Raw genomic sequence first — 11,622 nt, forward strand, 5'->3', positions numbered from 1 at the left:
ATTTTTTCTGTCCAACTAAGTGTAGACGATCCAAAACAAATAAATTAGAGGGGCGAAGAAGATGATCGATAAGGAATATTATTTTTCACTATGTAAGGATGCTGAGTTGAATCAGGAAAAATACATAGAACAGGCTAAATCTCAAAGCTACCGATGGGAATATACTGGATGGAAACGTTATGACTCAACTCCATTCTGGTTTGAACGAAATTTAGAACCACGATCCCCCGTAATGGACTGCAGAGCTTCAATATCTTATGGTTTTAACAAAAATGATGAGATATGTTTCATTCAGTCTAGTCAAGAAGAATGTATTGTCCGCACTGAGGAACGAATGATTAATCGTCGATACTCAAATGGTAAGGTTGATTCTATTGAAGAACTTATCTTCGATGATGGACTTCCAGTTAAGTATGTAGAATTTATTGTTCGAAACGGATTGAACCCAGGCCAAGAATGGCACTTTGAGGAAGAGTACGTATACGAAGGCAAAAAGTTAGTTGAAATAAAGCGGAATGAGTTTTGGTATGCGGGGAACCTTGTTCGAACTTTCGAATTCCAAATTGAGTATGATGAAACAGGCAACATGGCATCGATTAAGGAAAATGGAGATGTAAAGTATCGAGAGGTAAATGTTGAACAGGCCAAACAAATTCGTGATGAAGTAAAGAAAGAACTCATCGATGAATCGATAAGAACGATAACAAAGATTGGAGATAGGATTCAAACTGATCAAGTTTGCTTTATTGGGATATATCTTCATGGCGAACCATCGGGCATTCTGGACCCAATATTCCATCCCGGTTTACAGAGTATTCGGGATGAGCAGATAGAAGCTGGAGAAGATATATGGACAATCTGGAATGCCGGCGAACATCCAGTAGAGAATCAAGAATCTTTATCTGATCAAAAGGTAAAAGAGAAATTTCAGTTATTAATACAATACTGGCAAATGAATTCCGATTGGTCTGATGCACCACTTAATCCAGTGTTAACTCATAAGACGTGGTGGGGCGAGAGTAAAGCGCTGTGGCAAGAAGTTGCGTTGGAACTTAATAAGATGAATTGGGATGGAATCCTCCCAGTTACAAAAACCTTTGTGATATACGCCGATGAAGAATCATTAGATGTTCCGGGGGGAGATTTAGCAAAGAGCGTCCCGGGTGATAAGCTTCGCATCCTTGAAAGCAAGGGGTTAGTATCTCTCGTTTAGTACATTATTCGGATTGTATTGAATCGTACGTATTTTATAGTTGAATTCAAATAAATAGGATCATGCATAACTGAACTGGCCAGGCTAGACGATCATGCAGCGCCGGGAAGAAATATAAAGAGTTTCCAGAATTGGATTTAGGATTGGTTAGCCTTAAGGTGGCATGGGGTCGAATGCTCCGGTGCAGATTGTGAAGTAGTGGGTAATTATCCCATGTAAATACAGAAAGGCAGTCGGTCACTTCAAAGGATCGGCTGCCTTTTTATGAATGGAACGAGAGTGACTAGACAGGATCATGGTGGCGGTTGTCTTTAACAATTAAGGAGGCGTTCATCAGTTCTCGCATGATATCGGATTGAAGCTGTGGATCGAGGTATAATGCTTTGATGAATAGCTCTCCTTTTTGCGTGGAAGTGTATTTCGGAGGGATCCGGTTAAGAACAATGCATAATATATCTTCTTTGCACTGATGACATTTGCAGGACAGATCATATTGCTTCTCAAACTCGATATAAAGATCCTGTGCGATTCTTTCGATAGCGTTAAACATAGTGCCTCCTCCAGTAAAAGACAAGTGAGCTGATGATTTAGGATTTCGTATATTTTGTGGAATAAGATAGATTCCGAAGTCGAAAAAGCATTTTAAACAGATGAAGTGGATTTGAAATGGTATATTAACAGATTATCGTAGATTTACAATTGATGCACCAACTTTTTATAGGAAACGTCCAGGGTGCAGTGAGGCTGCTCGACTAACTGAGTGGGTATGGTGATATCTCCCATATTCTGCTGGGAGGACGGGCTGCAGGCATGAAATATGTCGACATGACCGAGTCCTCCCTAGAATGGTGGAAGAATCGGATTAGTCCGATCGGGAGGCATGCCGACATGCGGCTGAAGCTATTCCTCATGCTCCAGCAAAAAAAGCTGCTTCACCGGAGTCTAAATTGAACAGAATTGAGACTCATCTTACCCAGACCACGAATCGCTGTAAACCTCCATCATGAAGAGCAATATGTAATTTCCTCGAAAAACAAAGATAGTAGAAGAAATAAAGAGTTTTTTTGAGGAAGGATGTCGTGATAGCGCTTAATTCCAGTTTGAGGTATGGAAAATGACCGAGTCGACGGCTTCCATCCTGCTTTACAGGTTGAACACAGCAGGAGTATGATTCGTATCATGAATCATCATTACAACTGCATGATCATCTTTGATCGCTGAGTTTCCTTTACAGGAAAACGGGGGACCCAAACGCTTGTGACAGGTTGGTGTGAGAGCCAACGGCACGGGCACGGGGTGAATCACGAGTGGAGGCCGCCATGGAGGCATTCATTCGTGTAGGGCGACTCTCACCGCCCGAATCCGACAGCTAACCTCGTAAGCGTGGATCGAGAGAGGATGTGACTTTGTGATCGAATGTTAAATCGACCACAGGGCGGCATAAGCCTCTGTGGTTTTTTATTGCCAAAAATCGGGTTTTACACAAGAAAAACGCTGAGTTTCTGAATTCAGAAAGCGGGGGACCCAAAGGATCCGTCATAGATCCAGGGGTGAATCCGGACCGTTCGGTTCCGGTAGGGCGACTCTCACGCCCGAATCCGACAGCTAACCTCGTAAGCGTATCGAGAGAGGCCAATTGCAGCAATTCCGGCATAATGAATGCTTTATTTTATTATGCGCTGGGAAGCCGCGAGGACGTTCTCCTCTGCAGGCTTCCTTTTATTTTGCAATTTGCCTCGGAAGCAAAGGAGGATGAAGGAGTGATAGACAGCGGACTGACGCTGGTTTATGCTCCGAATCAATTCGGACGAACCTTTTTACGAAGGCTGATATCAGAAGGTGTCCCGGTTGCTGCGCTGGTGAACAGCGAACGGCAGAAGCGGGTTCTGGAGGGTTACGGTATAACGCAGTTTGTACGGCTGAATACGAGAATGGAGAATTGTCCCTTGCAGAGGGGCGCCGTTCAGCATGTTTATTTATTTGATGAGTCGATGCCATTGACCTGCCGCTTTCTGCGTGCGTTTCGGCCGCTGGTCCCAGGCAGGATCGTCATTATTCGTAATATGAGCAGCATTCCCGGGCTTTATCGGCATCTCGGGGCGGATACGATGGTCAACGCAACGGAGGGAGAGCTCGACATGCTGATTGAGGAGATTGAGAAGATACGCTAAGGAGGAGCGCGTTATGGTAGATATCATCATGGTGGTCATCGTTGCCCTATTAACCTTATCGATGGTCGGACTTGGTTCATGGTCTGGTCGAGTGACGGAAGACGGGGGAGACAACACATGATCCTGCTCTATACGATCATCGGTGCAATGTTTATTTACTTGTTGTATGTGCTTGTAAATCCAGAGAAATTTTGAGGAAACGAGGGGTTCGCCTTGACTCTGTTAGGTATAGTTTCGATCGTTGTGGTGCTGCTTATCGCAGTGCTTTTGGCAAAGCCCACTGGGCACTATTTGGCTGACGCATTTGAATACAGCCCGACAAGAATCGACCGGTTATTCGGATGGCTGGAGAAACCGATTGTGCGTCTAAGCGGCATCAAGAAAGAAAATCAGACCTGGAAGCAATATGCACTTGCTTTGATTCTTTCGAACGCATTTATGATTCTGGTCACGTACACGATTTTCCGTATCCAACATTGGCTTCCGCTTAATCCAAGCGGGGTTGCGGCGATGGAGCCGACGCTTGCTTTTAATACGGCGATCAGCTTTATGACAAATACGAATCTGCAGCATTACAGCGGCGAAAGCGGCCTGTCATATTTGGCGCAGATGCTGGCCATTGTGTTCCTTATGTTTACGGCGCCGGCCACGACGCTTTCGGCGGCGATTGCTTTGATTCGAGGCTTATCGGGCAAACCGCTCGGTAACTTCTTCGTCGATTTCGTGCGATCTAATACGCGTGTGCTGCTGCCGATCTCGTTTGTCACTGCCATTTTATTTGTGACGCAGGGTGTACCCCAGACATTGGAACCAGCGGCTGTAGCAACGACATTGGAAGGGGCGCAGCAAGTTATTGCACGGGGACCGGTAGCCTCCTTTTTATCCATTAAGGAACTCGGAAATAACGGCGGCGGCTTTTTCGGAGTCAATTCGGCCCACCCTTTGGAAAACCCGACGAACCTATCCAATGCGCTGCAAATCGTGCTGATGCTTTTGGTGACGACCTCTCTGCCCTTTACGTATGGCCGGATGGTAGGTAATAAAAAGCAAGGACGCGTTTTATTTACCGCAATGGCGATGATGTTTGTGCTCATGCTTGGGGTATCACTGCTCGCCGAAAATGCAGGAAACCCTTTATTGAACACGATGGGGATTGACAGCTCGCAAGGGAGCATGGAAGGGAAAGAAATGCGCTTCGGCGCGACCCAGTCTTCCCTTTACTCGGTTGTCACTACCGCGTCCGAAACTGGTGCGGTCAATGCAATGCACGATACGTTAACGCCGATCGGCGGGATGGTTACGATCTCCAATATGATGCTGAACACGATTTATGGTGGAATTGGAGCGGGATTTTTAAATGTACTCATGTACGCAATTATCGCAGTCTTTCTTGCCGGTCTAATGGTCGGGCGTACGCCGGAGTTTCTTGGAAAGAAAATCGAAGGCAAAGAGATGAAGCTGATTGCAGTGACGCTATTAATTCATCCTTTCCTTATTCTGGTGCCCAGCGCGTTTGTGGTAGCCTTTTATCAGGATACGATTTCGAATCCCGGCTTTCACGGATTAACTCAGGTGCTGTATGAATATACCTCGTCCGCGGCCAATAACGGCTCCGGCTTTGAAGGACTTGTCGATAATACGCCCTTCTGGAATATAACGACAGGCATTGTGATGTTCTTAGGACGTTACTTCGGTATTGTAACGCTGCTGGCGGTTGCTGGTTCCTTGCTGGCGAAGAAGTCGGTTCCGGAAACAAGCGGCACTTTCCGTACCGATCAACGTTTATTTGGAGTCATCTTCATCGGGACGGTATTCATTGTCGGGGCTTTGACCTTCTTCCCGGCGCTTGTGCTCGGTCCGATTGCAGAGCAGCTCACGCTGAAGCCTTAAAGAGAAGAGGGAATGAATGCGATGAATGGACGACAATCGATGATAAGCGGTCCGATTGTAAGGAACGCATTAAAAGATTCTTTTGTGAAGCTGGACCCGCGTCTTATGATCAAAAACCCGATTATGTTCGTTGTGGAGATCGGGTTCCTGATTACCTTAGTGCTTGTGTTCGTTCCGAACGCTTTTGGCCCTTCCCAAGTGGAACGGTGGTTTAATGTAGTTGTTGCTTTAATCTTGTTTGTGACGATTCTGTTTGCAAATTTCGCAGAGGCTCTTGCGGAGGGACGCGGCAAGGCCCAAGCCGATTCTTTAAAAAAGACTAAGAAAGATGTAGCGGCGAAGAAGCTTGTGAACAACAAAGTGCAGCATTTGTCTTCGGTTGAGCTCCGCAAAGGAGATATCGTCATGGTTGATCAGGGGGAGCTTATTCCGGGAGATGGAGAAGTTATCGAGGGGCTTGCTTCGGTGGATGAATCGGCAATTACCGGGGAATCGGCTCCTGTCCTGAAAGAAGCGGGCGGCGACTTCAGCTCGGTTACCGGAGGGACGCGCGTTGTCAGCGATAGCATCAAGGTGCGGATTACGAGCGATCCTGGTGAGTCTTTTCTTGATCGGATGATTTCACTCGTCGAAGGAGCAAAGCGGCAGAAGACGCCGAATGAAATTGCTTTGAATACGGTGCTGACGAGCTTGACGCTTATTTTCCTTATCGTTGTGGTAACTCTTCCCTATTTTGGAGCTTATTTAGGAGTAAAGCTGGAGATTCCAGTGCTCATAGCTCTGCTGGTTTGTCTCATTCCGACGACGATCGGCGGACTGCTGTCTGCGATCGGGATCGCGGGCATGGACCGTGTTACTCAATTTAATGTACTGGCGATGTCCGGGAAAGCAGTGGAAGCGGCCGGGGATATCAATACGATTATTTTGGATAAAACAGGGACAATTACGTATGGGAACCGAATGGCAAGCGATTTTCTAGAAGTCGAGGGTGTGACGAAAAATGAGCTGGCCTTATGGGCGGCGATCAGCTCGCTGCGGGATGAAACCCCAGAGGGGCGATCGGTTCTGGAGCTGAACAAAAAGCTTGGGATTGAGGCGGATGGGAGTCTAGCCGTGGGAGCGGGCATCATCGAGTTTACAGCGGAAACCAGGATGAGCGGATTGGACTTGAAGGACGGGCGCAAGGTGAGAAAAGGAGCCGTTGATGCGGTTCGGAAGTGGGTGGAAGAGCAGGGCGGGTTCATACCGGCCAATCTAAAGTCGAATGCGGATGCGGTAGCAAGCCAGGGAGGGACTCCTTTGGCCGTGGCGGTAGACCAAAAGCTGTACGGGATTATCTATTTAAAGGACACGGTTAAGCCGGGCATGCGCGAACGTTTTGAACAAATGCGTCAAATGGGCATCAAAACGGTCATGTGTACCGGTGACAATCCGTTAACGGCAGCGACGATAGCCAAAGAAGCGGGCGTTGACGATTTTATCGCAGAAAGCAAGCCCGAGGACAAAATTGCAGTCATCCGAAGGGAGCAGGCGGAAGGCAAGCTTGTTGCGATGACGGGAGACGGCACGAACGATGCCCCCGCATTGGCCCAGGCAGATGTAGGGATTGCAATGAACAGCGGGACCGTCGCAGCCAAGGAAGCGGCCAACATGGTAGATCTCGATTCGGACCCGTCCAAAATTATCGAGGTGGTGTCAATCGGCAAGCAGCTGCTTATGACTCGCGGAGCGTTGACTACATTCAGCATCGCCAACGATATTGCGAAATACTTTGCGATTATTCCTGCTATGTTTATGCTGGCGATTCCCCAAATGCAGGCGTTAAATGTCATGAATTTAGCCTCTCCGGAGTCGGCGATCTTATCGGCTCTGATCTTTAACGCAGTCATTATTCCACTGCTGATTCCATTGGCCATGAAGGGAGTAGCCTATAAGCCGATGTCATCGTCCCGGCTGCTTAGCCGGAATGTATTGGTTTATGGATTAGGCGGTGTGATCCTGCCGTTTATCGGGATTAAGCTGATCGATATGATCTTGCAATTGTGGGTGTAGGTAGAACGGGAAAGGGAGATGGGGTATGTTTTCAATTATTGTTCGCACCAGCTTTGTGTTCATGCTCGTTTGCGGATTGTTATATCATCTTGCAGTGACAGCAATTGCCCAGATCGTGATGCCTTATCAAGCGAACGGCAGTTTAGTGAAGGATGAGCAGGGCACAGTAATCGGTTCGGAGCTTGTCGGTCAATCCTTTACCGATCCGAAATGGTTTCACGGCCGCCTATCAAGCATTGAGTATGCTGCGGATGGCTCGGGAAGTCCGAACTATGCGCCCTCACACCCGGATATGCTGGCACGCACCTTGGAAAGTGTAGAGCAGTGGGAGATTCATAACCCCCAGGTTGCCCGAGATCAATTGCCGATTGATTTGGTGACAAACTCCGCCTCTGGACTCGATCCGCATATTAGTATCCAAGGGGCAAAGGCGCAAATTCCGCGGGTTAGCGCTCAGACCGGCATCCCTCTCGAGGAGCTTGAGCGAATGGTAGAGGAGCATATTAAGGGAAGGGAATTGGGCTTTCTTGGAGAGCCGGTAGTTAATGTACTGCTCCTTAATATCGATGTTTCTCATCATTTGAAGTAATCGGATTCCACCACCCTGGCGCAGCTGGTTCACACGCCGGGGTGTCTTTCTATTTACATGAGAAGGAGGGGGAGCATGGAACAATTCCGGCGGAAGACACCGGAGGAGCTGCTGCAATCGATCGAAAATTTGCATCGTGGACGATTTAAGATTTATATCGGAGCGGTAAGCGGGTCCGGAAAAACGTATCATATGCTGCGAGAAGGGCAGCTGCTGCGGCGGCAGGGGGTTGATGTGGTCTGCAGCGCAGTTGAGGCGCTAAACAGACCGGAAACGCTGGAGCAAATGGAAGGGCTGGAGTGTATCCCGGGGATCTCCTGGTATGATCGAGATGGAATGAAGGAGGACTTGGATGTAGAAGCGGTTCTTGCTCGGAATCCGGAGGTGGTACTGACGGACGGACTCGCGCACCGCAACCGTAAGGGAGCCGTTATAGGGACCAGACTTGAGGATATTAGGGTGCTCCTGACGAAGGGGATTAGTGTCATTGTTACGGTAAACGTGTACGAATTGGACGGGGCTCGGGAGCTGGCGCGGCAGCTGACAGGGATAGAAACGGCGGAAACGGTACCGGATGGGGTGCTGGATGAGGCCGATGAGGTACGCTTGATCGATGTATCACCGGAGACGATGCTTCAACGAATTGGCGATGGATGCTTGGGTGAACAGGTTCATCAGCAATTTTATGAGAAGGGGAATTTATCGATCCTGCGAGAAATCGCACTTCGCCTCATGGCGGAAGGGGTAAATGACTCATTAGAAAAATACCGTGATGAAAAAGGGTTTTCCGGTCCTTCCGGAGTCACCGAGAGAATTCTCGTCGCGACCCAGTATCATTGGAACGGTTCGATTTATGTCCGGCGCGGCCAGCAAATTGCCAAACGGCTAAACGGTGACCTTTGGGTCATTTCCTTTGTTCCGATGAGAGGGAAGCTGACGAAGGATCGCTTTGCTTTTCGCCATACCATTCGCAAGCTTTGCGATAAGCTTGGCGCTCCGCTTCATGAGCTGCCTGCTCCAAGTCGGAGAAAGCTTCCGAAGCAGCTTCTAGCGTTTGCAAACCAGCATAAAGTGACGCGAATTGTTATCGGGCATTCCAAGCAAACGCCATGGCAGGAATTTTGGCGGGGCTCGTTTGTGAACGGATTATTGAGGCAGATGAAAGGGGTGGATATATTCATTGTCGCTGACCGCACCGAGTCGGAAGGCGAGCGTATTCTGCCGGCCATGCTGCCGGGAATGGAGTCTCAGCCGGGGGATCCCTACCGCAGACTGCTTCCGGATGAAATGGAACGACGTATTTATGAAATAAAGAGAGGAAGATTTAAGGTTTATATCGGCGCTGCGCCGGGGGTGGGGAAAACCTACACCATGCTTCGTGAGGGCAATGATTTACTGCAGAGAGGCGTGCATGTTGTCATTGGGCTGCTGGAAACGCATGGGCGAAAGGAAACGGAGGAGCAGGTCGGCAAACTGGCGCAGGTTCCTTTAAAGACGATCGAGTATCGGGGTGCCAAGCTCAAAGAGCTGAATATGGAGGAGATTCTCCGGATTCGGCCGGACGTCGTGCTTGTTGATGAGCTGGCGCACACGAACGTGCCCGGATCGGACCGTAAGAAGCGGTATGAAGATGTACTGGAGCTTCTTAAGGCTGGTATTTCCGTTGTCTCTACGATGAATGTTCAGCATCTCGAGAGCTTGAATGACGCCGTTGAACAACTTACCGGTATCCGTGTACGCGAGACGGTACCGGACAGTATTTTGCGTGATGCGGATCAGGTGGAGCTGATCGATGTGGCTCCGAGTGCCTTGCAGCAGCGTCTGCGCGAAGGGAAGGTGTACGCGATGGATAAAGTGGAGCAGTCCTTAAAGCATTTTTTTAAGACGGGCAACTTAATTGCACTTCGTGAGCTAGCGCTTCGGGAAATTGCTGATGATGTGGATGAAAGGCTGGAAGCATGGGAGCGAACATCCTCACTTCGTGGGCCTTATCGCCGGAAAGAAACGATATGTGTTTGTGTTTCGTTAAGAGGGGACGCCGACCGCTTAATTCGCAGAGGCTTCCGTATTGCCCACCGCTTAAAGGCAGCGTGGTACACCGTTTTCATTGTAACCCCGGATCAAGTACAACATGAGCTTTACTTGAGCAGGATGGAGACGATTCGAGCGATGACGGAACGATTAGGGGGCACTCTTCTCGTTCAAGAGGCTGCAAGCCGTAAAGAAATTGGGAGGAGCCTGCTTCGAGCGGCGGCGGCGCTAGGCTGCACCCAGCTGATTCTCGGACAAACCAAGCAGCCTTGGTGGAAGCGATGGCGTCGTGGAGATGTGATGCGAACCATCGGACTTCACGGAAGACATATGGATGTGCTGGTTGTGTCAAGGAAGTGAGAGTACTGATCGAGTTCTCGCCAGACATAGCAAGTGAAGGCTCTTGAAAGAAAGCGATCCGAGCATTATAGTGAAGTTCGAATCTATTGATAAAGAGATTAATCGAACGGATCAAACCGTATAGAGAAAGGAACCTTGATTATACGATGCTATATGCCATCATCCTCGTTCTTGCTTTTATTGTTTCCGCAATCTTATTTGTGAAGCTGTACCCGGCGTTTGGAGGGGACTTGAGCAAAGAGCAAGCGGCGGAGTTCAAAGCCCTGGATCATTTTCAAAATGGAAGGTTTGTGAATCAAGCCCCGACAAGGATGGATCTGCGTTTGCCAGATATGTTGTCTATGCTGAAGGATTCAATGACAGGCGGAAAGGATCGATCTCCCCGTGACCGGCTGCCTGTTGGCGCGATTGACTGGGCCAGAATAAACGATGCGGAGGATAGTCTGACGTGGTTCGGGCATTCCGCTTTTCTGCTGAGCATCGATCGTAAAAAGCTTCTCGTGGATCCGGTTTTCGGTCCGGCCGCTTCCCCGGTTTCTTTTGTAGGAAGCAAGCGCTACACAGGCAGTTTGTTGAGTAGGTTAGATGAGCTGCCGAATCTTGATGCGGTGCTGATTACACATGACCATTATGATCACATGGACTATCCCTCCATTCAAAAGCTCCAGCACAAAACGGCTCAGTTCTTTGTTCCTCTTGGAGTAGGAAGCCATTTGATTCGCTGGGGCGTTCCCAAGGAGAAAATTACTGAACTGGATTGGTGGGGCGAGGTTACGTTTGCAGGAATAACCGTTGCAATGACGCCCTCGAGGCATTTTTCCGGAAGAGGGATATTTAATCGCGATTCTACCTTATGGGGCGGTTGGGTCATCATCGGAGAGCGGACCCGGTTTTATACGAGTGGAGATGGCGGATATGGGGAGCATTTTAAGGAAATCGGGAAAAAATACGGCCCCTTCGACATCGCTTTAATGGAAGGAGGCCAATACGACCGGCGCTGGGCAACGATTCATATGACACCGGAAGAGGCGGTGCAGGCTTTTCAGGATGTGCGGGGTAAAGTGATGATGCTCATCCATTGGGGAGCGTTCACGCTGGCGTACCACGGCTGGACCGATCCTGTCGAACGTGGGCTGCGGAAGGCGGAACGGGAGGAGGTTCAACTTCTAGCTCCGAACATTGGCGAAACCGTCTTTTTACAGAAGGACTTGTCTAAGGCGGTCAGCCCTTGGTGGAGATCCGTAGCCTCAGACTGAAGAATGGGTTGGCCAGTAGATAAAGCCATCGGTTAGGCCCCCTAATTCCGGAGTCATGCC

General features: G+C 49.0%; 10 protein-coding genes and 2 riboswitches. Of the genes, 9 read left to right on the forward strand and 1 reads right to left on the reverse strand.

The features are described from left to right. Positions 1-61: 61 nt before the first annotated feature. On the forward strand, positions 62-1,213 hold the full coding sequence (locus tag GQS10_RS22340) for a hypothetical protein (protein ID WP_166246449.1): 1,152 nt from the start codon (positions 62-64) through the stop codon (positions 1,211-1,213). Positions 1,214-1,496: 283 nt separating this feature from the next. On the opposite strand, the gene GQS10_RS22345 is transcribed toward GQS10_RS22340, so the two are convergent. Continuing rightward, on the reverse strand, positions 1,497-1,763 hold the full coding sequence (locus GQS10_RS22345) for a late competence development ComFB family protein (protein ID WP_166246450.1): 267 nt from the start codon (positions 1,761-1,763) through the stop codon (positions 1,497-1,499). A 260-nt stretch (positions 1,764-2,023) separates the two neighbouring features. On the opposite strand from GQS10_RS22345, the gene GQS10_RS22350 reads away from it, so the two are divergent. From GQS10_RS22350 to GQS10_RS22385, 8 genes are all read left to right on the forward strand, one after another. Continuing rightward, a complete protein-coding gene (locus GQS10_RS22350) occupies positions 2,024-2,164 on the forward strand; it encodes a hypothetical protein (protein WP_166246452.1) in 141 nt (46 codons plus the stop codon). Between the two features lie 254 nt (positions 2,165-2,418). Next, positions 2,419-2,613, forward strand: a riboswitch (cyclic di-AMP (ydaO/yuaA leader). A gap of 82 nt (positions 2,614-2,695) precedes the next feature. Continuing rightward, positions 2,696-2,849: riboswitch (cyclic di-AMP (ydaO/yuaA leader) on the forward strand. A 19-nt stretch (positions 2,850-2,868) separates the two neighbouring features. Continuing rightward, positions 2,869-3,384: a hypothetical protein gene (locus GQS10_RS22355; protein WP_166246453.1), complete on the forward strand. Its 516-nt coding sequence runs from the start codon at positions 2,869-2,871 to the stop codon at positions 3,382-3,384. A gap of 147 nt (positions 3,385-3,531) precedes the next feature. After that, positions 3,532-3,579: a potassium-transporting ATPase subunit F gene (locus tag GQS10_RS23840; RefSeq protein WP_424991819.1), complete on the forward strand. Its 48-nt coding sequence runs from the start codon at positions 3,532-3,534 to the stop codon at positions 3,577-3,579. 33 nt (positions 3,580-3,612) lie between these two features. Next, on the forward strand, positions 3,613-5,274 hold the full coding sequence (kdpA, locus tag GQS10_RS22365) for a potassium-transporting ATPase subunit KdpA (protein WP_424991820.1): 1,662 nt from the start codon (positions 3,613-3,615) through the stop codon (positions 5,272-5,274). Between the two features lie 21 nt (positions 5,275-5,295). Further along, complete coding sequence (kdpB, locus tag GQS10_RS22370; RefSeq protein ID WP_424991821.1) at positions 5,296-7,326, forward strand: potassium-transporting ATPase subunit KdpB; 2,031 nt, start codon at positions 5,296-5,298, stop codon at positions 7,324-7,326. A 25-nt stretch (positions 7,327-7,351) separates the two neighbouring features. After that, entirely contained in the window at positions 7,352-7,915 is a 564-nt protein-coding gene (kdpC, locus tag GQS10_RS22375; RefSeq protein WP_166246458.1) for a potassium-transporting ATPase subunit KdpC, read from the forward strand. A gap of 75 nt (positions 7,916-7,990) precedes the next feature. After that, positions 7,991-10,306, forward strand: coding sequence for a histidine kinase (locus GQS10_RS22380; RefSeq protein WP_166246459.1), 2,316 nt, complete (start codon positions 7,991-7,993; stop codon positions 10,304-10,306). A 146-nt stretch (positions 10,307-10,452) separates the two neighbouring features. After that, positions 10,453-11,562: an MBL fold metallo-hydrolase gene (locus GQS10_RS22385; RefSeq protein WP_166246461.1), complete on the forward strand. Its 1,110-nt coding sequence runs from the start codon at positions 10,453-10,455 to the stop codon at positions 11,560-11,562. The last annotated feature ends 60 nt before the right edge of the window (positions 11,563-11,622 follow it).

The sequence above is a fragment of the Paenibacillus turpanensis genome (assembly GCF_011421635.1).
Classification (GTDB): Bacteria; Bacillota; Bacilli; order Paenibacillales; family YIM-B00363; genus Paenibacillus_AK; species Paenibacillus_AK turpanensis.

Excerpts from the sequence above, each read along its gene's own strand:
- GQS10_RS22380 (WP_166246459.1), top strand. The coding sequence starts at position 7,991 with ATGGAACAATTCCGGCGGAAGACACCGGAGGAGCTGCTGCAATCGATC.
- GQS10_RS22340 (WP_166246449.1), top strand. The coding sequence starts at position 62 with ATGATCGATAAGGAATATTATTTTTCACTATGTAAGGATGCTGAGTTG.
- kdpC (WP_166246458.1), top strand. The coding sequence starts at position 7,352 with ATGTTTTCAATTATTGTTCGCACCAGCTTTGTGTTCATGCTCGTTTGC.
- GQS10_RS22350 (WP_166246452.1), top strand. The coding sequence starts at position 2,024 with ATGAAATATGTCGACATGACCGAGTCCTCCCTAGAATGGTGGAAGAAT.
- GQS10_RS22355 (WP_166246453.1), top strand. The coding sequence starts at position 2,869 with ATGAATGCTTTATTTTATTATGCGCTGGGAAGCCGCGAGGACGTTCTC.
- kdpB (WP_424991821.1), top strand. The coding sequence starts at position 5,296 with ATGAATGGACGACAATCGATGATAAGCGGTCCGATTGTAAGGAACGCA.
- GQS10_RS22385 (WP_166246461.1), top strand. The coding sequence starts at position 10,453 with ATGCTATATGCCATCATCCTCGTTCTTGCTTTTATTGTTTCCGCAATC.
- GQS10_RS22345 (WP_166246450.1), bottom strand. The coding sequence starts at position 1,763 with ATGTTTAACGCTATCGAAAGAATCGCACAGGATCTTTATATCGAGTTT.